This is a genomic window from Palleniella muris (assembly GCF_004792655.1).
Classification (GTDB): Bacteria; Bacteroidota; Bacteroidia; order Bacteroidales; family Bacteroidaceae; genus Prevotella; species Prevotella muris_A.
The window spans coordinates 16,925-39,091 of record NZ_SRZC01000031.1 but is presented as its reverse complement, the minus strand read 5'-3'; the positions used below and the strand labels follow the sequence as shown (position 1 = coordinate 39,091).

The following is a 22,167-nucleotide window of genomic DNA, read 5'->3' as shown; positions in this document are numbered from 1 at the left end:
AATATTTGCGAGATTACCAACTTTTTCGGGGACTTTCTTATCCCGAACTCGCGTAAACATTACGTACAAATCAGAGATGTATTTTGCGTTTTACCGACACCAATAATTAGGAAAAAGAAAAACCGCACTAAAGGAAATCAAAATATATCCTTTAGTGCGGTTCCTTATGTATGCTTCTTTTACAGGTTCAGGGCAGATATGACAGCCTTGGTGGCTCCTGCTTTCGATTCTACGTAGTCATGTGCAGCCTTGGAGCATTCGGCGAGATATTCAGCGTCCGTGCCAAACTTGTCCATTATGGCAGAGAAAGTCCTGTAATCCGTAATCTCTATGCCGCCACCGCAGGCTTTCAGCCCCTGTGCCTCTGCAAATTTGCTGTTCTCGGGACCGAAGATTACGGGCTTGCCCCATACCGCTGCTTCCGGCAGATTGTGGATGCTGACACCGAAACCGCCACCGACATACGTCACGTCGGCATAGCGGTAGATGGAGGAAAGCAAGCCGAAACAGTTTATTATAAGCGCATTCCTGCCGTTGCCGGTCACAGGTGTTGCCTTGGCATCCGCAAGTTCGGTGTAGCGTTGGTGAGAATATCCGTTCCTTTCCAGCAAGGCTTCTATCCCGCGCAGATGCTCCTCGCCTATGACATGAGGAGCAATGATCAGCGTCCAATTGTCATGCGACTTGAAATAAGGTATGAAAATCTCTTCGTCAGGCTGCCATGAGCTGCCGGCGACAAAGACCTTCTTCCCCTTGTTTGATGCAAGAAACCGTTCGACAGCCTCAATCTTCTGTGCCTGTTCCGCTATGGCTATCACGCGGTCGAAACGTGTATCGCCGGTGACAGAGACATTGTCAATGCCGAGAGTGGCGAGCAACTGCTTGCTTTGCTCATTCTGTACGTAGAAGTGTGTGAAGCATTTCAGCACCTTGCCGTATCCTTTTCCGTACCATTTGAAGAATATCTGGTCAGGGCGGAAGATGCTTGCGACACTGTAAACAGGTACGCCACGATGCTTCAGGATATGCAGGTAGTTGTACCAGAACTCATATTTTATGAACAAGGCGCACACGGGATGTATAGCATTCAGGAAGCGGCGTGCGTTGCGGAATGTGTCAAGTGGCAGGTAGCATATTATGTCTGCGCCTTCATAATCCTTGCGAACCTCATAGCCGGAAGGGGAGAAGAACGTCAGCAGAACCTTGTATTGCGGATATTTCTGCTTGATATGCTCGATGATAGGTCTGCCCTGTTCAAACTCTCCGAGTGATGCGGCATGTACCCAGACATATTTTGCCTGAGGATCGAGTTTGCTCTTTATGGTGCCGATAGCCCGGCGTTCGCCACGCCACATTGCTCTCACTTTCCTGTCAAAGAGACTGAGCACTGCCACGGCGCACAAGTACATCCAAAGTCCTATTTGATACACGATTCGAGTATTACTGAGTTGTTGAAAGCCGCTGCCTTGCCGTCATGTCCGTGGATTGCACGGCAAACGGGCAAGGACTGTCCTTCGTTATAGGTTGCCACTGTGCCTTATGCTTCAGTGTTCAGTGCCGCTATGGCAGCGTCGATACGCTTTATGGTCTCTTCCTTGCCAAGGAAAGCGGAAATGTCGAACATTCCCGGACCTTTTCCCTCTCCTACAAGGCAGAGGCGGAAAGCGTTCATTACATCACCGAGCTTGTACTCTTTCTCGCCAATCCATGCCATGACAGCCTTTTCCTGAGCCTCCACAGAGAAGTCTTCAAGGGCTGCCAGCACATCTTTCAGTTCTGTCATCTGCTGTGCAGAGTATTCTTTCCAGCGTTTCTTCACTGTCTTCTCATCATAGCTGTAAGGTGCGATGAAGAAGAAAGAGCAGAGTCCCCAAAGCTCGGAAACGAAAGTCACGCGGTCCTTCATCATCCTTACAACCTCGGTAATGCGCTCCATGGACTCATCGATGCCGTTGTTTGCCACTGCCGGTGCAAAGAGTGCGGCAATCTCTTCAGCAGACTTCTGCAGCACATAGGCATGGTTGAACCACTGGCACTTCTTGTAGTCAAACTTCGCTCCTGCCTTGGAACATTTCTCGAGGTTGAAGATTTCAACCATTTCGTCAAGGGTGAAAATCTCCTGTTCCGTACCCGGATTCCAGCCGAGGAGTGCAAGGAAATTGACTACTGCCTCAGGGAAATAGCCTGACTCACGATAACCGGAGCTAACCTCGCCTGTCTTTGGGTCGTGCCATTCGAGTGGGAAGACAGGGAATCCGAGACGGTCACCGTCGCGCTTTGACAGTTTTCCCTTTCCTTCCGGTTTGAGGAGCAGTGGCAGATGGGCAAAGCGTGGCATGGTGTCCGCCCAGCCGAAAGCCTTGTAGAGCAGCACATGCAACGGTGCAGAAGGAAGCCATTCCTCGCCACGGATGACGTGTGTGATTTCCATCAGGTGGTCATCGACAATGTTTGCAAGGTGATAGGTCGGGAGTTCGTCGGCACTTTTGTAGAGCACCTTGTCATCCAGGATGTCACTCTTGATATGCACCTCTCCTCGGATGATGTCATCCACCATGACATCCTGTCCCGGTTCGATCTTGAATCGGACGACATACTGCTGCCCGTCCTCGATGAGAGCGTTCACCTCCTCTTTTGAAAGGGTGAGGGAGTTGCGCATCATAAGGCGCGTATGTGCATCGTATTGGAAATTCTTTATCTCGTTGCGCTTCGCCTCAAGCTCTTCCGGAGTGTCGAACGCAATATATGCCTTGCCGTCATCAATCAGCCGGCGGACATATTCCTTGTATATCTCACGACGCTCTGACTGACGGTAAGGTCCCTTGTCGCCGCCGAAACTGACACCCTCGTCAAACTTTATGCCCAGCCAGCGGAATGACTCGATGATGTATTCCTCTGCTCCCGGAACAAAGCGGTTGGAGTCGGTGTCCTCTATACGGAACACCAGGTCGCCACCATGCTGCTTGGCAAAGAGGTAATTGTACAATGCGGTGCGCACACCGCCGATATGCAGTGCACCGGTCGGTGACGGTGCGAAACGTACTCTGACTTTTCTTTCTGACATTTTGTTTTTAAGTTTTCTTTCTTTCAGGCACAGAGTATATTGCTCTGCCCTAATGGAATGAATTTCATAATTTTCTGCAAAATTACTATATTTATTGCACAAAACCGAATTTTTTTTCGTATTTTCGCACTCAGTTAGAAAACAAACGGTTGAAAATATGGCAAAATCCTACACTCAGAGTGGCATGTTCTGGAAGAACCTGTTGAAACGCTCTTGGCTCATCGTCGTCACGACAGTGCTTGTGGTACTTATAATGCCGCATGACCCGGGTGTGTCTTTCGTGTACGAACTGAACCATCCGTGGCATTATGACCAGCTCATTGCCGAGACGGAAATCCCCATTTACAAAAGTGAGGAGGTGCTGAAGCAGGAGCGCGACTCTCTGCTGCAGGGGTTTGAGCCGTACTACAGTGTGTCCGTGACGGTGAGGGAGCGTGCCCTGAAGAAGTTCAATGAGGAGTTCCGGGACGGCATCCACGGCCTTTCGCGCTCCTATTCCGCCTATGTGGCAAAGAGGATAAGGATGGCTTATGACATGGGAATCATCAATGCCGATGTGGCACAGTCGGCGGCAGACGACAGCACACGGAGCATCCGCCTTGTCTCCGGGAACACGGCAACGAGTGTGCCGGTGCACCGTTTCATGACGCCTCTGACAGCGTATGAATGGCTGTTCCATGACCCTGCCATGCAGAAACAGCGGCAGGCTTTGCAGCAATGCAACCTCAATGAGTTCCTCGAACCGAACATCTTGCTTGACAAGGACAGGACGGAGATGGAGATGAACGACCTGCTGAGCAGTATTCCGACCGCTTCCGGCATCATACAGGTGGGTGAGGAGATAATAAACCGCGGTGTCGTTGTCGACGAGAAGGCTTATGCAGCCATAACATCATATATCCGTGAATACCAGAAACAGAAAGCCACCCACGCGGAAATCCTTACCACCTACGGAGGGCAGGCACTCTTCGTGTTCATAGTGATAGCCCTCTTTACGCTTTATCTCCTGCTCTACCGCAGCGATTATTTCGAGAAGACAAGCTCCTATGTGATGTTGTATACGATCATCATCATCCTTACGGGCATAGTGTCACTCGTCATGCGCCATCGTTTTTTCAGTGTCTATGTCATCCCTCTGTGCATGGCTCCTATGTTTGTCCGCGTGTTCCTTGATTCGCGCACGGCATTCATAACCCATGCCGTGGTGGTTATGCTTAGTGCTTTGGCGGTGCAGAAACAGTTTGACTTCATTGCGATAGAGCTTGCCGGCGGTCTGGCGGCCATCTATACACTCCGCGAACTTTCCCATCGCTCCCAGGTGTTCACGGCAGCACTTACGGTGGTGACAACGGAATTCCTTGTGTTTGTCTCGCTGCAACTGATTGAGGCAAAGGGCGTGGCTGACATAAATCTCGGACTTTTCCCGCATTTTGTTGCCAATGCGGTGCTTCTGCTCCTTGCCTATCCGCTGATGTTTGTTGTGGAAAAGGCTTTCGGCTTTGTCTCTGCGGTGACGCTCTTTGAACTTTCCGACACAAACAAGGCGGTCCTCCGCCACCTGTCGGAGGTCGCTCCGGGCACTTTCCAGCACTCCATAATGGTGAGCAACCTTGCGTCTGCGATTGCCTCACGCATTGGTGCGCGAGCCCTTCTTGTGCGTGTCGGCGGACTTTACCATGACATCGGCAAGATGCGGCATCCTGTATTCTATACCGAGAACCAGGCAAGCATCAACCCTCATACGCGTATTTCGGAGCAGGAATCCGCACAAGTTATCATCAGCCATGTCACAGAGGGGCTGCGTCTGGCGGACAAAGAGGGGCTGCCGGGTGTGATTCAGGACTTCATACGCACTCATCATGGCAACGGGCTTGTGTCCTATTTCTATGTACAGTACAAGAACAAGCACCCCGACGAGGAGGTTGACGAGACTATCTTCCGCTATCCCGGTCCTAATCCTTTCACACGCGAGCAGGCTATTCTGATGATGGCTGACAGTGTTGAGGCAGCCTCACGCTCCTTGAAGGAGTACACGGAAGAGTCCATCGCCGGATTGGTCGACAAAATTATTGATTCGCAGGTGCAGAACGGCTTCTTCCACGACTGCCCGATAACGTTCCGTGACATTCAGACGGCGAAGGATGTCCTCATCGAACGCCTGAAGGCTATTTACCACACCCGTATAGCTTACCCGGAGCTCCATGCGCCTAAGGAGGACGAGGACTGATACCGTTCCTTGTGCCCTACATCCTCATGCGGATTCATGCGGCTTATTGGGGATGATTCGGCAAAATACAATATATCTCTGCTTGTGCACACATCTATGCCCGGATATTCGACTCGTTGCCGCGCATGTTTTGACCCAGCAGGTGTATAACAATCATTTTTTAGCACAACAGCGGTCAACAATTTTCGGGCAGACACACTACGCCGCTATACACAGATAACACAAAAAGCACCGCCTTTTGCGGTGCTTTTTGTACAGCTCATTAGGAATTCGGTGTGATAAGTTCCTAATGAGCTATATATTTTTATTATCCAAGGCAAACTATCCTTTGTTCTCCTCCGCGTCTTCCGCAAGATAAATCTTGCTGTAATCGACATAATGCTGCGCGAAAGACTCCGCTTGGTTAGGACGCGTCTTCTTGACCATCTTCGCCGGAACGCCTGCCCATATCTCGTGGTCACCCACCTGAGTGCCGCCAAGCACAAGGGCTCCGGCAGCAATGACAGCGCCTTCGCCGATTACAGCCTTGTCAAGGACTGTCGCACCCATACCAATCAATGCGCCTTTCCTCACATGACAGGCATGGAGAGTGGCGTTATGCCCTACCGTGACATCATCTTCCAGCAGACAGTCATGACCATTGACAAACTCCTCCGTAGGGCGTTCCTCCCCACCAAAGTTCGTCACATGGACACAAGAACCGTCCTGCACGTTGCAGCGGTCACCGATGATGATGCGCGCAACATCGCCACGCACGACGGCATTGAACCATATCGAGCATTCATCACCCAACCTAACATCGCCGACAAGAGTGGCATTCTCCGAGAAATAGCAGTCACGCCCCCATTTAGGAGTGACGCCTTTATATGATTTGATAAGAGCCATAGCTTTAATCTGTATATTATTATTTTTGTTTATAATCAATTTCTCCCTGCCTTTCCCATACACACACGAATGTAAAACATACATCCACGGATGCCAAACAGACACACAGAGGTGCCTAAAAAGAAAAACTGAGTAACAAGTTTCACAACTTATTACTCAGGCTGGTCAACAAAACTGTCAACCTTAGAAAAAGAGAGAGAATTATATTACCAACTTTTGTTGGTCGAGAGTATCAATTCCATACAGTCCGTTCCCGGACTGCCAATCCTCCATTCTTACCGACCGAAGCGGATTAGAGATTTGGATTGATTTTGCTCCACTCAGAGATAGCCGGAACGATGTTGAGAGTAACAAGCTCGTCACGCATCTTGCAGAGGTGCTCATAGCTTGCGTCAAGCTTAGCCATTTCCTCGGCTGTTCCCTGTGGCATCTTGTATGTGCAGCCATTCTCATCGAGAGTGGTGTCCATAGCCATCATGATGTGGTTGTACTTTTCGTTCTGTACGTAAGTACCTGCAGGCCAACGGAACTTCTCGCCACCCATTACTGAGCGAATCATCTCCACTGAGCAATATGCAGGAGACTGCCATGAAGAGCGTCCGCGAAGCTCGATAATCTTCGCACCACCCTTTGTAACGTCAACCTTGAGCTGCTCCCACTCCTCCTCAGAGCACTTGTCTGTGCCGATAAGGTCATTAAGCGGAGTGCCGTTGACTTTCACTGCAGAGCCGAACACTGCCATCTGCTCGCCGTGACCGCCGTAAGTAGCGCAGCCTGTCACCTCATACTGCTTGCAGCCGAACTTCTTTGCGAGAGCTGACTGGAGGCGTGTAGAGTCGAGAGCGGCAAGAGTTGTCACCTGACCCGGTTTCAGACCTGAGTAGAGCAGTGTCACAAGACCTGTGAGGTCAGCAGGGTTGAAGATAACCACAACATGCTTCACGTCCGGACAGTAAGTCTTGATGTTCTTGCCAAGTTCCTCAGCGATTTTGCAGTTGCCTGCGAGAAGGTCTTCGCGTGTCATGCCTGCCTTACGTGGCGCGCCACCTGAAGAGATGATATATTTAGCATCCTTGAATGCCTCCGCTACGTCTGTTGTGGCTGTAAGGTTCACACCGTCATAACCACAGTGGAACATTTCCTCCATAACGCCCTCCATTCCCGGAGCGTAAACGTCGTAAAGACATACATTAGGAGTCAGCTTCATTGTAAGAGCTGTCTGTACCATAGTAGAACCGATAGCGCCACCGGCACCAACGATTACAAGTTTGTCGTCTGTTAAAAATGCCATCGTTATATATTGTTTAATTCGTTTTTCCTCTGCAAAATTAAGAAAAAAAACATAGAACGCAAAATATTTACCCATAGAATCTTTGCCATTATAACATTTTTTCTTACTTTTGCATATATTAATGCCTTTTTTTGTTGAAAAACATACCTAAAACGACGTTTTTCAACATCCACCACTCTAAAACAAAAAAAAACATGGAAACCATTGCAGAAAGACTTGCCGCATTGCGCAAAATAATGGCACGTGAGAAACTCTGTGCAGTAATAATCCCAAGCACCGACCCGCACAACGGGGAGTATGTGCCTCAACACTGGGAGGGAAGAAAATGGATAAGCGGATTCACAGGCTCTGCCGGAACGGCTGTCGTCACCATGTATTCTGCCGCCCTTTGGACAGACTCCAGATACTTCATACAGGCTGACGACGAACTGGAGGGCACGGAATTCCGGCTCATGAAGTTGAAGATGCCGGGCACGCCGTCCATACCAGAGTGGATTTCACAAGAGATTTTCAAGAAAGAGAGGTATGCCGGCGGCAACTCCACGGAGGTGTGCATCGACGGAACAGTGTGCCCTGCGGCGGAAGCAGAGGAGCTTGCTGCGGAGCTTCGTGCAAACGGAGGACTGACATTGCGCACGAACCTTGACCCGCTTGCCGAGATATGGCTTGACCGTCCGCCACTGCCTACCGCGCCGGTGGAGGTGCAGCCTGTCGAATTTGCAGGTGAGAGTGCGCACGAAAAACTGTCGCGCATACGCAAAGCGCTGCGCAGCATGCACGCCGACGGTATGGTAGTGGCTGCCCTTGACGACATAGCATGGACACTGAACATCAGAAGCAGTGACGTCCACTGCACTCCCGTGGCTGTCGCCTACCTGCTCATCGCCTCCGAAAGTGCCACTCTATTTATAATAAAGGAGAAAGTTTCCCCGGAAACCGCTGCTTACCTTGAGGGCGAAGGGGTGACGGTAGATGATTACAGGAACATAACAAAGGGACTGAAAAGCTATCCGGAATACAACATTCTTGCCGACAAGAACGAGGCAAACCAAAGCCTTTACAAAAGCATAAAGTGCCATATTGTCAACGGAGCGTCCCCGATTCCGGCAATGAAATCCGTCAAATCGGAGGCGGAAATCACAGGATTCCGCAATGCCATGCTGCGCGACGGCGTGGCATTGGTGAGGTTCACGAAATGGCTGAAAGGGAACATCGGCACTTTGCCTATGACGGAACTCTCTGTCTGTGCAAAACTTGAAGCTCTGCGCGCAGAGCAGGAACTGTTCCGCGGCGTGTCCTTTGACACCATAGCAGGCTATGGAGCGCATGGCGCAATAGTCCACTATGAGCCTACAGAAGCGACAGACATTCCGCTAAAGCCTGAAGGATTCCTGCTTCTTGACAGCGGAGCGCAATACCGGGACGGCACGACAGACATCACTCGCACCATACCTCTCGGACCGTTGACAGAGGAGGAACGGCTGGTTTACACACTGGTGCTGAAAGGGCACATTGCTCTCGAAATGATGAAGTTCCCTGACGGGGCAAGCGGGACGCAGCTTGACGCCATAGCACGCCAATACCTTTGGCAGTACGGCTACAACTATCTCCACGGCACAGGGCATGGCGTGGGCTCATACCTCAGTGTGCATGAGGGTCCTCACCAGATAAGGATGGAGTACCGTCCTGCACCTCTCCATGCAGGGATGACCGTCACCGACGAACCGGGAGTGTACCTCGAAGGGAAATTCGGAGTGCGGATCGAGAACACTCTGCTCACGCGCCACTACCCCACGCCTCTGCAGAAAGCCGGCAGGGGCAGCGAGTCGCCGACGGCAACGTTCCTCGAGTTCGAACCGCTGACGCTTTGTCCGATAGACAAGGAGCCTATAATCCTTGAGATGCTCAGCAGTGAAGAGCGCGAATGGCTAAACGACTACCACCGCAATGTCTTCAACTCCCTCTCCCCTCTCCTCTCCCCTGACGAAAGGGAATGGCTGAGGGAAGAGTGTGCCGCGATATGACCGAACAGGAAAACAGCAGGAAGAATCTGCTTAATCTTCTGAATCCGCAAGAAAAAAACAATCCGCAAGAGACTCGCATGGCGTAAGCGCACAGAGCAAAAGGGCATGCGGATTCTTGCGGATTCAGAAGATTTTTTATTTTATGACTTTATTTAACGCACCATGAATTCATGTGATTTCAGGCATCTGTCGCCATACCATATTTCATATTTATAAGTTCCACTTTCCCATCTTCCCTTACGGTTTACAACCCAGCCTGGCAATTCGAATGTATTGCCATCCCCGCTGCTTATTCCTGAATTCATTACTATCGTAGCTTTCAAGATTTTTCTTTCCATTTTGATTTCGTCACCAAACCGGAGAAAACTCAGTGGAGTTTTTGTATTGTCCAAACACCGGCGATTATCATTTCACACCATAGTGCGCCAACTATCCATACCATCCATTTCAATCTCTTGGGCATGAATATCGCTATTCCCCATGATGATTTGCCATTCTTGCTGAGGAACAACAGTCCCCAATAGACAAGAATAAGTATTAACATGAAGAATGAGAAATACAGAAATATCTCTATTGCGGCAAAGATTGTCGGAACAGCAATCACAAAACACGAGACAAACAGGTAGGCCATCCCATCCCTATAACCTCTCATAATCCGAAAATTGCAGGCGAGGGATGCCACCCCCGCCAGCCATCCCGGAATCAGGCCTTTGGCATAATTGTACATAATCCAACAATGGAGGTAGGGTATATAACTTAACCACACAGAGTCACGTGAGAATTCTTGGAACAGGTGTGGGAATAAAACATAAGCAGGAAACGCCGGTCACGGATATGGGAAATAATATGCTTTGCCACCTTGCGCCACGGTTCTGACAATATGCAAGCAAAAGCAAGTCAACTGTTTACAAAACAACAGGCATCCATGCCTTTCAGTAAGCATATAATCCAGCAAGCAATAAAATACAGGTAAAAAAAACAAAAGGTAACACTTTACCATGCAAAGCGTTACCTTTTGCGCAGCCAAGTGTTACCTTTTACAGGGTTAAAGGTTACCTTTCATTCTGTCACTCGCCGTCTTTCGGCGTCTTGCCTGCCGGCAGGCGTGGGCAAAGGCTGTGGCTTGCGTCCGCGCAACATTTAGTACGGCAAATCGTCAAGCCCTGCCTGAGAAGGCGGAACGTCACCGGCAAGTGGGTCATCCATGCCTCCGCCGAGAGCAGAGCCGATAATCTCACCGTCCATAGGACCGACATTGTCTATCGGAGCATAACGCTCGTTTTTGTTGGCAAAGCGTGTGAACTCGCCACGGAAAGACACAAGGACATCCTTTGTGGCACCCTTACGGTGCTTGGCGATGATAATCTGTGCCATGCCGCGAAGGTCCTGACCGGTGGCACTGTCCTCCAAAATGTGGTAATACTCCGGACGGTGGACGAACTGCACCATGTCGGCGTCCTGCTCTATAGAACCGGACTCGCGGAGGTCGGACAGCTGCGGACGCTTGGAGTCAATGCCCTTGGCATCGCCATCGCCACGGCTCTCCACGGAACGGTTGAGCTGTGAGAGGGCAAGGACGGGGACATCAAGTTCTTTGGCAAGACCTTTCAGCGAGCCTGAGATTTTCGAGACCTCCTCCTGTCGTGAGTTGAACTTCATGCCGTTGGCGTTCATCAGCTGGAGGTAGTCAATCATGATTATCTTTACTCCCTTCTCCTTCACCAGTCGGCGTGCCTTTGTGCGTAGCTCAAAGACGGAGAGACCCGGAGTGTCGTCTATATAAAGAGGTGCACCGTCAAGCTTGCGGAGATTCTGGTCAAGGCGTGCCCACTCTTCGTTTGTCAGCTGACCGTTGAGAATCTTGTGTCCCGGAATCTCGCAAACGTTAGAGATGAGTCGGTTGACAAGCTGCACATTGCTCATTTCGAGAGAGAAGAACGCTATCGGAATGCGGTAGTCGACGGCAATGTTCTTTGCCACGGAGAGGGCGTAAGAGGTCTTTCCCATGGCAGGGCGTCCGGCAATGATGACAAGGTCGGAGGGCTGCCACCCTGAGGTGACGGCATCAAGGTCGTCAAGTCCTGAAGGCACACCGGTCAATCCGCCGCTGTTCGCCGCCGCTTTCTGCAGGATTTCGTAGGCTTTCTTCACCACAGGGTCAATCTGTGTGTAGTCCTGCTTCATGTTCTTCTGCGAGAGCTGGAACAATGCGCCTTCCGCCTCCTGCATGAGCAGGTCGGTGTCGACTGTCTCATCAAATGCCTTTGTCTCTATGTCACTGGCATAGCTTATGAGCTGGCGTGCCATATATTTCTGTGCAAGGATACGGCTGTGGTACTCCACATTGGCAGAGGACGACACCTTTGCCGAGAGTTCTATGATGTACGGAGCACCGCCCGCCTCATCAAGCTTGCCCATTTTCTTCAGTTCTTCCGACACGGTGATGATGTCGGCAGGGCGTTCGCTCATGTTCAGGGTCTGTATGGCAGTGAAGATTTGCTTATGGCGAGGGTCGTAGAATGTGTCAGGGTGCAGCAGTTCGCTGACCACTCCGAATGCTTCGGCGTCAATCAGCAATGCTCCAAGCACAACCTGTTCCACGTCCAACGCCTGTGGCGGCAAGTGTCCGTAAGTGTTATCAATAGGTGCAGGCTGCCGCTTGCCTGCTCTGTTTGTTCTTTCTGTAGCTGGCATGGTTGGTATCTATATTTTTTGTAATCGTATTCATCATACTGCCGCAAGTCCAATTACCGCCACAGTATAATTTCTGCCATGAAAAGTTTATTTATTGCTCTTTGCGACTACAAAGGTATAAAAATTAATTCATAATCAAGAAACAAAAATAACATTTCACATCTGCAATGCCCTATTCAATACCGGCTCCACCAGTCTTTTCACCGGAACATACACCATTTTTATAATATATGACGTGACGGTTGAAACCAGAAGTAATGCTGCAAATATCAGCAACGGAAAATGCAAATCATAAATCAGACTTCCCCAGACACCAAAAATAAAGAAGTTATGGCACAGCCATATATTGGTGCTATGCCGTCCAAAGAAGCATAACAGCCTTTCAACCTTGGAAGGATATCCACACATACAATACAAAGGAATCAGCAGGAAAACGAACCACGGATTGAAAAGAGCAGACGCCCCGATGCACAGTTTTATGAAAACAAGACATGCAAGAAGACCTCCAACCAGCATATTCTTCCTGCGTGGCGTAAACCGTTTTTCAAGAGCCAGCCTGCAGTTGTGAATTGTTCGGTGCTTATGAAACAAAGCACCTGTGGCAAAAGGGAACAAAATCAGGAAGAAATTGCATGCCGTTCGCAACAGGATGTATACAAGCCAGTTGTCCTTACTTGCAATATCCACTCCGACATATCCGGCTATATGCATCACGAGCAATGCGACAAACATCCATGATTCCATCTTTCTGTCCAAAGAATATACCTGGCGCAAAAACGGAGCCGCCATAGCTGTTATCATGGCATAAGGCAAAAGAAACCACCATGTGCCGTTCACCTTATAGTCCAAAGCGGCAAGAGTGTATAGAAACTCCGGAATATGGAAATTAAAGAGAGTTGGGTTATTCATGTACCCCACTCCATAGAAAATCAGCAAGACTGTCCAGAAGTTGGCATAGAGCATGGCGACACGCCTTCCGTTGTGCATGGAAGCATTATGGCCTGAGGCCGCCTCGTATGTAGCAGCCAGTCCTACTCCTCCAAGAAAAGCATACATCGGCACGCACATCGAGCAAAGTTTTTTCAATACTACGGCCAATGGAGCACCGTTTATCCAAGACAGCGAAGAGACGAATCCCTCGCCTGAAGAAAAGAGATGCAGCCAAAGCATGAACAATATGGCGATGCCCTTCAACTGCAATGTCTGTTGTCTGGTCATGACTTACTTTCTAAATAAACTTATTATCAAACAATATGCTCATCCTGACGAAGCCCGGCCTATACAGAAAGGTTTCCATAGTGTCGGCCTGCATCATGTTATCATGAAACTTCTCTCTCCAGAACGGATTACAAACAGCCCGTCATCTTACCTACCCTTGGATATGCATCAAATTTCAGGGCTGGCTCCCGTAATGGAGTCAACCCTGAAAACTTTTTCACATAAATCAGAGTCATGCCGGCGTCCACTAAATATCTTTTTCATATACAGCCGTTATGCACCCTGTCCATGCCCAGGCTCCGTTTTTTAGAATTCCGCATTATTCGGAGTACGTGGGAACGGTATGACATCACGGATATTCTGCATGCCAGTAACGAACAGAATCAGACGCTCGAAGCCGAGACCGAAGCCAGCATGAGGGCATGAGCCGTACTTACGCGTGTCAAGATACCATGCCATGTCCTTCATAGGAATGTTGCGGCGCTCTATCTCGCCCATCAGCTTATCATAGCTTTCCTCACGCACGGAACCACCGATAATCTCACCAATCTGCGGAAAAAGCACATCAGTGCCCTGTACCGTCTCCTCCATTTCCTTACCCATGCATACAGGCTTCTCGGCATCAATCTTCATATAGAACGCCTTAATCTCCTTAGGGTAGTTTGTCATGATGACAGGTTTCTTAAAATGCTCCTCCACCAGATAGCGTTCATGCTCGGAAGCAAGGTCATCGCCCCAGTTGCAAGGATAGTCAAATTTCTTTCCGCCCTTGATTGCTTCCTGAAGAATTTCGATGCCCTTGGTGTAAGGCAGGCGAACGAATTCTGTGTTCACGACTCCCTGCAGACGCTCGAGAAGTCCCTTGTCAATCATCTTGTTGAGGAACTCAAGGTCGTCCTTGCAGTTGTCAAGAGCCCACTGCACGCAGTACTTGATGAACTCTTCCTCAAGATCCATGAGTTCATCCAAGTCCATGAACGCTATTTCCGGCTCTATCATCCAGAACTCCGCAAGGTGGCGCGGAGTGTTGGAGTTCTCGGCGCGGAACGTAGGACCGAAGGTATAGATGCCGCCAAGAGCAGTAGCTCCAAGCTCACCTTCCAGCTGTCCGGACACAGTCAGTGATGTCTGTTTGCCGAAGAAGTCATCATCGTACATAATCTGTCCGTTCTCATCCTTCTTCAGGTTGTAGAGGTTCTTTGTCGTAACCTGGAACATCTGTCCTGCACCTTCACAGTCAGAAGCTGTGATAAGTGGAGTGTGGAAATAGAAATATCCCTTGTTATGGAAAAATGTATGGATAGCCATCGCCATGTTGTGACGGATGCGCATGATTGCTCCGAAAGTGTTGGTACGCAGACGGAGGTGCGCATACTGGCGCATGTACTCAAAGGTCTGTCCTTTCTTCTGCATAGGATAGTCAGCACCGCAGAGACCGTAGATTTCGATGTTTTCGCACTGAATCTCAGATGTCTGGCCTTTGCCCTGGCTTTCAACGAGCTTACCGGTAGCGCACAGACATGCACCTGTGGTAATCTGCTTGAGCAATTCAGCGTCAAACTTGTCGGCATCGCAGACAAGTTGCACATTATTTATAGTAGAACCATCGTTAAGAGCGATGAAGTCAACAGCCTTGCTGCTGCGGTGGGTACGCACCCAACCCTTTACGCAAACATCCTTGCCGAACTCTGTGCTTTTAAGGATGTCTATAACTTTTGTTCTTTTCATAGATGAACGTTATTTATTATATGTATGTTCTGGTAAAAAGACACCTTGCCTTTTCATTGGATGTCAGTCCTCGGAAAAGGCAAGGATTGCCATATTTTCATTGTATACTGTCACTATTGAATGATGCAACACGTAATATTACGTCATTCGTAAGCACCCATGCGCAGCATGTCTACCTCTTTCTCTGTGAGGAATCGCCAGTCGCCACGGCGGAGATTCTTCTTTGTAAGTCCGGCAAACTGCACACGGTCAAGTTTGATGACCCGGTAGCCGAGGCTCTCAAAGATACGGCGCACGATACGGTTCTTGCCGGAATGAATCTCTATGCCTACTTGCTTCTTGTCGGTAGGAGAAGCATAGTCCACAGCATCAGCCTTGATTAGTCCGTCCTCAAGTTCAACACCTTCGGCTATCTTGTTTATGTCATGTGCCGTTACGTTCTTATCACAGAAGACATGATAGACCTTCTTCTTAAGGAAGCGCGGATGTGTCAGTTTGGAAGCCATCTCGCCATCATTGGTAAGCAGCAGCACACCTGTTGTGTTACGGTCAAGGCGTCCTACAGGGTAGATGCGTTCAGGACATGCGTCCTTTACGAGATCCATGACAGTCTTGCGGTTCTGCGGGTCGTCAGAAGTGGTGACATAGTCCTTTGGCTTGTTGAGAAGGACATAAACTTTCTTCTCAATTGACACCGGCTGGTCGTGGAAGACAATCTTATCGGAACGGAGAACCCTTGTTCCCAGTTCTGTCACCACATTGCCGTTGACAGTCACCAAGCCTGCCTGTATGAAGTCATCAGCTTCACGGCGGCTGCAGATACCTGCATTTGCAAGGTACTTGTTAAGACGTATAGGTGCATTCGGGTCAATGTGAGCCTCACTGTACTCTATACGCTTCTTGTGGCTGTATTTTGCATTCGGGTCATAATCAGAGGTACGTGGTCTGCGGAAGTTTCCATCCTGCCGGTTGTTGTAGCCGCCACGGCTGAAGCCTCCCTGCTGACCATAACCACCGCGATTATATCCACCACGGTTATAACCGCCCTGCCGGTCATAGCCTCCATTATTGTTGTAGCGAGGTCTTGGCTGGAAGCCGCCCTCTTTCATTTCCCCTTCATTATTGTTGTTATATCTTGGACGGTAACCATTCTGCTGGTTATTGTAGCTGTTCTGCTGTCCATAGCCGCCACGATTATAGCCATTTCGGTTATAATTGCTGCCGCCACCATTGCTGCCGTTGAAACGTGGACGCTGTCCATACGGACGGCGCTCACCCTGCTGGGCATTGTCATGGAAAGCAGAGCCGAAACCTTCCGGACGGAAACTGCCCTCATTGTTATTACTGTAGCGCGGACGGTCTGAGCCATACTGTGGGCGAACGATACGCGTACGTGGTCGCTGCGGACGTCCTTCGCTGCTGTACTCTCTGTTGAATGCCGGCTTGCGGTAGCCCTCACGGCCACTTTCCTCAAAGCCCTTCTCTGTCTTGTCTTTATCAAATTCCTGGTTCATTTTGTTTGAAGATTAAGTGATGATAGTTCTGTTCAATTACTTTTTCTCTGACTCTCTCGAGCCGTCTCTTGTCTGTTTTTTTCCTGTGTTTCTGTTATTGTTATTTAGTTTTTAAATTATCAAATTACTTGGTCATGCCACCTTTCCGACACATTCCAGTCTATCAGATGCCGGTATAGTTAGAAGGAGTTATAGCCATAAGTTCTTCCTTTACCTTGTCGCTGACATCGAGAGTCTTCACAAACTCATGGATTGTCTCCTCCGTCATCTTTGTGTTTGTGCGTGTCAGAGCCTTAAGAGCCTCATAAGGGTGAGGGTAAGCCTCACGGCGCAGGATAGTCTGTATAGCCTCAGCAACAACAGCCCAAGTGTTGTCAAGGTCATTCTGCAGAGCCTCCTCATTGAGAATCAGCTTGCGCAAACCTTTCAGTGTGCTCTGTATGGCGATGACACCATGTCCGAGCGGAGTGCCGATATTACGCAGTACAGTGGAGTCTGTAAGGTCACGCTGCAGACGGCTGACAGGGAGCTTTGCAGCAAGGAACTGCAGGATAGCGTTTGCTATGCCGAGGTTGCCTTCCGAGTTTTCGAAATCAATAGGGTTGACCTTATGAGGCATTGCAGAAGAGCCTACCTCGCCCGCCTTGATTTTCTGCTTGAAATACTCCATGGAAATATACATCCAGAAGTCACGGTCAAGGTCAATGATTATTGTGTTTATGCGTCTTATGGCATCAAAGATTGCCCCCAGGTGGTCATAGTTGGAAATCTGTGTCGTGAACTGTTCACGCTCAAGTCCGAGTTTCTCTGCCACGAACCTGTTACCAAACTCACGCCAGTCATATTCCGGGTAAGCAACATGGTGAGCATTGTAATTACCTGTCGCGCCACCGAACTTTGCCGTGAACTTGCAGTTCTTAAGAATAGCAAGCTGCTCCTCAAGACGATAGACGAAGACCATCACCTCTTTGCCGAGGCGTGTAGGCGATGCAGGCTGTCCGTGGGTCTTTGCAAGCATGGAGACATTGTCCCACTCTGCGGCATAGTCACGAAGCTGCTGTATAAGTTCTTCCACCTGAGGATAATAAACATCCTCAAGAGCCTCCTTTATGGAGAGAGGCACGGAAGTGTTGTTGATATCCTGAGATGTCAGTCCGAAATGGACAAACTCCTTGAATGGTTCGAAATATCCCTCAGCAACGACACCGTCGGCAGCCATAGCGTCCAGTTTTTCCTTTATGAAATACTCCACCGCCTTGACATCATGGTTAGTCACCTTCTCTATATCCTTCACACGCTGTGCGTCAGCCACAGAGAAGTCCCCATAGATACTGCGCAATGCAGGGAACAGATTATTGTCAAAACCTGCAAGCTGTGGAAGAGGAAGTTCACAAAGAGTGATGAAATATTCAATTTCCACTCTTACACGGTAACGTATGAGAGCGTATTCAGAGAAATAACCGGCGAGGCAGTCAGTCTTGCCACGATAGCGTCCATCGATTGGAGAGATAGCTGTAAGTAGTTCGAGATTCATTGTACCTTATTGAAAATACGTGTTTTCTTTAATTCTGCGGTCCACAGCCATACGACCGTCCCGCCATTTAATAAATTAAAGTGCAAATATACTTATTTTCCAAGAAATAAAAGAATTTCCGCCACTACTTTTATTTACTGTTAAGTAATAATTAACAATAATCAACAACCTTAGCACCACCACAAAACAAAAAAAAACTGCAACTCTTGGAAATATTCCAAAGAATCACAGAATCATATTCTCTTTTACGATTTACTTATATTATGTAAGTGTAGTGTGTGTAATGTGTGGGCGCTGAGGGATTCGAACCCCCGACCCTCTGCTTGTAAGGCAGACGCTCTGAACCAACTGAGCTAAGCGCCCATCGTCATTGTGACGGTGTCAAGCAAACCATTTCTGAATTGCGAATGCAAAGGTACATACTTTTTCCGAGTCCTGCAAGTTTTGGAGAAGTTTTTTGTATGGGAATGGTGAAAAAGTTTGGTTTGGTTGATTTAAATTAACACAGATAGTAAAGGTACATTATTATATTAAGGAGGGGGGGAGTGTGAGGATTCATGAGGGAACGTGATAAAACATGAGAAAACATGATACGACATGGGGAAGCGTGAAAGGAAAAGCATTAAAGAACATCATAAATAGCTTAGGGGCCTGTGGAGGTCACATCTTTTTGCAAAAGAGAATGCCATTCACCTTATACATCTTACAAAAAGTCCATGCAACGCGCCATAATACTCTTCCAATGCCTGTGCATCCTCCGTCACATCGGTGAAGACTTCAAGCAACAAAGGGCGGTCAGAGGTCATGGAAACAAACACCTTCATCTGCGGTTCAAGCTCTTCCGCACTACGGACAGAGAGATAACCGACACCGTGGGCGTCACAGATACCGCGAGCATTTGCAGCATGAGCACCAGCAACATAGGTGTCGTATACAGGCGAAGAATCAAGCCCCGGCAACCTGTGGAATATCCCGCCACAGTTATTATTCAGCAAAAGGATGCGGAAATTACCCTGCAAATCGTTATTCCACAATGCATTACAATCATAGAAAAAACTAAGGTCGCCAATAACACAATACACCGGCGTGTCACAAACCGCAGCAAATCCGGCAGCTGTGGACAACGTCCCTTCTATGCCATTCACACCACGGTTGACATAAACGTAACGGTCGGCATAAATATTCGCAAGGCGCACAGCAGAACTGTTGGCATAATGCACAATACAATTGTCACCAACAAGACTCTCAAACCTCTTCACCGCCAGCATCTGCGAATAGCAAGGAACATACTCCGCAGCATGTTCTGATGCACAATCAAGAGCTGTCTTCCACCTCGCAAAGAAAACCTTTGCACTGTTTTCCAAGCACTTGGCACTACCCACCAACAATGAAGCCATACCACAGAAAACATTCTCCGGAGAGCTTTCTATGACAACAGTCTGATTCATAAATGTGTCATGCACCTCACCGTCTTCGCTCACAGCCCACGTCTCAACATCCGAAAGCCTGCGAAAGAGTTTCCTCATACGCTTGCTTACGATTGTGTCTCCGGCATAAAGAATGAAATCAGGCATATAGTCCGCATTGTCCATGACACACGACAGCACCTCATCGAAATGCACCGCACCCAATCCCGGACTGAGCGGTTCCTGCAAGACTGTCACCCTCTCTGATACAGCACGCAACGCCTTTGCCAATCTCTCACCATACCTATACTGCCCGACAACAACCATCGGACGTGACGAGGCACAGACCCTATTGACAATTTCCTCACAAGCCTCAGGCGCAAAACCACTTACGCCCAATCTCCGAATAACCCTTTCGTCAGGAAGACTGCCGACATTGAATTCAAACAAAGGCTCAGTTATCGGGACATTAATATGCACCGGGCAACCACCATTACGGTTTGCCGCAAGCAAAGCCTCATTGACAAGACGGTTGCAATGCCAACGCTCATCACCACTTTGCGGTTCAGGCAATGCAACACACTTTGCCACAAAACCGCCAAAAGCATCAGGCTGTGGCAAAGTCTGCCCGTCAAGCTGTCCTATCCACGCCGCCGGACGGTCGGCAGAAACAACAACCAACGGCACATGCCGATAGAATGCCTCCGCCGCAGCAGGCGCAAGATTGAGCAATGCGGAGCCGGATGTCACGCATACAGCTACCGGTCCGCCTGTCGCCAGAGCCACACCCATTGCATAGAATCCCGCCGAACGCTCGTCAGTCACAGGATGACAGGTGATGTCATCGCACTCGTTCAGATTATGCACAATAGGAGCATTGCGCGAACCCGGGCACACAACGGCATGCCTTACCCCATGCTTCACAAGCAGAGATGTCAGTATGTTTATGTTTTCCTTGCAGCTATACATCTTATAATCAATGATTCAGAATCTTCCTCATGGTCTCCATTTTCGCCTCCGTCTCGTTCCATTCCTGTTCCTCCACACTGTCTTGCAGCAGTCCGCCTCCGGCATACAAATGGAAATTACGGCTGTCCCTGATGTACATGCAACGCAGCGAGACATAGAGGTTGGTACGTCCGCAAACATCCAGCGGTCCGGCAAAACCACTGTAATATCCGCGCGGAGTGTGCTCATTCCTGACGATAAAGTCAAACGTCTCCTTCTTAGGCAGTCCGCATACGGCAGGCGTAGGATGCAGCATGTCAAGCAATCTACCAATGCCGGCACCCTCCTCAAGGGCGAAACGGAAATCACTGCGCAAATGAACAAGGTTACCGGCACGAGCCGTGCAAGGCCCCGCCTCCGACACATCGTGGGAGAAACGCCCTATACATTCCTTTATATATGTCGCAACATACCGCTGTTCCTGTATGTTCTTGTCACTCCAAGCCGGGCAGTTGTCAGGTGAAAGGCTTCCGCAGCCATTACCCAAAGGCACGTCAAACAGCAAAGCGTCACCTTCAAGCTGCATTGTCCCGGCAAGCGCAATGGTGTGCCATGCGTCACCTTCTTGTTCCAAAAGGACTTCAGGCGTAGCCATGAGCCACGTACCACTCCGAGATGTTGAGAACAAAGCTACAAACATGCGTGGATACATCTCACATGCCTGACGGAACAAGGCAAACGGACTTTTCTCGCAAGAGACAGTCTCCGCAGACATTCTTGCCAGCACTATCTTGCGGAACGCACCCGAAACAAGGCGGTCATGGCAGTTCCTGAAATCGTGGGAATAATGCTTTCGCTCTGCACCGGATGCTTCATCATCAGCGGAAACAGCATCAAGCATACTCATCTTGTCAATCATTTCCGCCACATCCGCAGGGATTTCGCCAACACTTCCATAAATATTGGTGGTCTCCGGCTGCAGCAAGACTATCGGCTTGTCGTCACTAACGACAAAAGGAGCGATGACGAACCCACTGTGCCCGTCAAACTCTTGGCATGATTCAAGGTGCAGAGGCACACTCTCCGCCTGCATCATGAAGGTGCATTTCTCTTCCTTCGGTAATCTGTAAACAGCATAGCCTGCCATATCAAGCTTCCTTGGTCTTAGTTTGTTTTGCAATTTCTTCTTCCGCCACAGCATGACGTCTTTTAAGGTAGTTCATCACATTAACCGTCGATATGAGGTTTCCGGCAGAGTCCGTGACAGAGACATTCCACACATGCAGCCTCCTGCCTTTGTTCAACAGCCGTGCCCGCGCCGTCACCGTATCGCCTTCGGCAACAGACTTCAGATGATTGCCGCTGACACTAACTCCCACACATATATCGTCAGGGCACAGGGCAATGGAAGCGGCACCGGCAAGAGTCTCCGCCAATGCCATTGTCGCACCGCCACTGAGGATGCCGAACGGCTGCCTTGTGCGCTCGTCGACACTCATGACAGCCACACACTCGTCAACCTCCGGAGTGGAGACAAGTGTTATACCTAATGAAGTTGACAGACCGTCGGAACGTTCTGTCAACTCTTTTACACTGCTTAAATCCATAAATACACTTTAATTGCGGCAGGCATA

16 protein-coding genes and 1 tRNA gene are annotated in these 22,167 nt (G+C 49.3%); 2 read left to right on the top strand and 15 right to left on the bottom strand.

Going from position 1 to position 22,167, the window contains the following annotated elements; translation table 11 throughout:
• Positions 1-179 precede the first annotated feature (179 nt).
• The gene (locus E5358_RS13945) at positions 180-1,430 is read right to left on the bottom strand and encodes a 3-deoxy-D-manno-octulosonic acid transferase (RefSeq protein WP_135940787.1); all 1,251 of its coding nucleotides are present in this window, start codon (positions 1,428-1,430) and stop codon (positions 180-182) included.
• 107 nt (positions 1,431-1,537) lie between these two features.
• Positions 1,538-3,064 (bottom strand): glutamate--tRNA ligase, encoded by a 1,527-nt coding sequence (gene gltX, locus E5358_RS13940; RefSeq protein ID WP_135940786.1) that lies wholly within the window; start codon positions 3,062-3,064, stop codon positions 1,538-1,540.
• A gap of 157 nt (positions 3,065-3,221) precedes the next feature.
• Between gltX and E5358_RS13935 the strand changes: the two genes are divergently transcribed.
• Positions 3,222-5,291 (top strand): HD family phosphohydrolase, encoded by a 2,070-nt coding sequence (locus E5358_RS13935; protein ID WP_135940785.1) that lies wholly within the window; start codon positions 3,222-3,224, stop codon positions 5,289-5,291.
• Between the two features lie 321 nt (positions 5,292-5,612).
• On the opposite strand, the gene E5358_RS13930 is transcribed toward E5358_RS13935, so the two are convergent.
• Positions 5,613-6,176 carry a gamma carbonic anhydrase family protein gene (locus tag E5358_RS13930; RefSeq protein WP_135940784.1) on the bottom strand — a complete coding sequence of 188 codons (564 nt, stop codon included), beginning with the start codon at positions 6,174-6,176 and terminating at the stop codon, positions 5,613-5,615.
• A 292-nt stretch (positions 6,177-6,468) separates the two neighbouring features.
• The gene (locus E5358_RS13925; RefSeq protein WP_135940783.1) at positions 6,469-7,467 is read right to left on the bottom strand and encodes a malate dehydrogenase; all 999 of its coding nucleotides are present in this window, start codon (positions 7,465-7,467) and stop codon (positions 6,469-6,471) included.
• Positions 7,468-7,661: 194 nt separating this feature from the next.
• Between E5358_RS13925 and E5358_RS13920 the strand changes: the two genes are divergently transcribed.
• Positions 7,662-9,491: an aminopeptidase P family protein gene (locus E5358_RS13920; RefSeq protein ID WP_135940782.1), complete on the top strand. Its 1,830-nt coding sequence runs from the start codon at positions 7,662-7,664 to the stop codon at positions 9,489-9,491.
• A gap of 152 nt (positions 9,492-9,643) precedes the next feature.
• On the opposite strand, the gene E5358_RS13915 is transcribed toward E5358_RS13920, so the two are convergent.
• The 11 genes from E5358_RS13915 to E5358_RS13870 form a co-directional block, all read right to left on the bottom strand.
• Entirely contained in the window at positions 9,644-9,829 is a 186-nt protein-coding gene (locus tag E5358_RS13915; protein ID WP_135940781.1) for a hypothetical protein, read from the bottom strand.
• A gap of 29 nt (positions 9,830-9,858) precedes the next feature.
• The gene (locus E5358_RS15160) at positions 9,859-10,035 is read right to left on the bottom strand and encodes a hypothetical protein (RefSeq protein ID WP_168354690.1); all 177 of its coding nucleotides are present in this window, start codon (positions 10,033-10,035) and stop codon (positions 9,859-9,861) included.
• A gap of 596 nt (positions 10,036-10,631) precedes the next feature.
• On the bottom strand, positions 10,632-12,185 hold the full coding sequence (gene dnaB, locus E5358_RS13910; protein ID WP_135940780.1) for a replicative DNA helicase: 1,554 nt from the start codon (positions 12,183-12,185) through the stop codon (positions 10,632-10,634).
• 156 nt (positions 12,186-12,341) lie between these two features.
• A complete protein-coding gene (locus E5358_RS13905) occupies positions 12,342-13,403 on the bottom strand; it encodes an acyltransferase (RefSeq protein WP_135940779.1) in 1,062 nt (353 codons plus the stop codon).
• 306 nt (positions 13,404-13,709) lie between these two features.
• Positions 13,710-15,131, bottom strand: coding sequence for an asparagine--tRNA ligase (asnS, locus tag E5358_RS13900; protein ID WP_135940778.1), 1,422 nt, complete (start codon positions 15,129-15,131; stop codon positions 13,710-13,712).
• Positions 15,132-15,274: 143 nt separating this feature from the next.
• Entirely contained in the window at positions 15,275-16,645 is a 1,371-nt protein-coding gene (locus tag E5358_RS13895) for a pseudouridine synthase (protein ID WP_135940777.1), read from the bottom strand.
• A 163-nt stretch (positions 16,646-16,808) separates the two neighbouring features.
• Positions 16,809-18,179: an adenylosuccinate lyase gene (gene purB, locus E5358_RS13890; RefSeq protein ID WP_135940776.1), complete on the bottom strand. Its 1,371-nt coding sequence runs from the start codon at positions 18,177-18,179 to the stop codon at positions 16,809-16,811.
• Positions 18,180-18,467: 288 nt separating this feature from the next.
• Positions 18,468-18,542, bottom strand: a tRNA-Val gene (locus E5358_RS13885).
• 326 nt (positions 18,543-18,868) lie between these two features.
• On the bottom strand, positions 18,869-20,554 hold the full coding sequence (menD, locus tag E5358_RS13880; protein WP_135940775.1) for a 2-succinyl-5-enolpyruvyl-6-hydroxy-3-cyclohexene-1-carboxylic-acid synthase: 1,686 nt from the start codon (positions 20,552-20,554) through the stop codon (positions 18,869-18,871).
• Positions 20,555-20,561: 7 nt separating this feature from the next.
• On the bottom strand, positions 20,562-21,713 hold the full coding sequence (locus tag E5358_RS13875; RefSeq protein WP_277821322.1) for a chorismate-binding protein: 1,152 nt from the start codon (positions 21,711-21,713) through the stop codon (positions 20,562-20,564).
• Positions 21,682-22,140 carry a PaaI family thioesterase gene (locus tag E5358_RS13870; protein ID WP_135940774.1) on the bottom strand — a complete coding sequence of 153 codons (459 nt, stop codon included), beginning with the start codon at positions 22,138-22,140 and terminating at the stop codon, positions 21,682-21,684. Before E5358_RS13870 ends, E5358_RS13875 begins: the two co-directional genes overlap by 32 nt.
• Positions 22,141-22,167 lie beyond the last annotated feature (27 nt).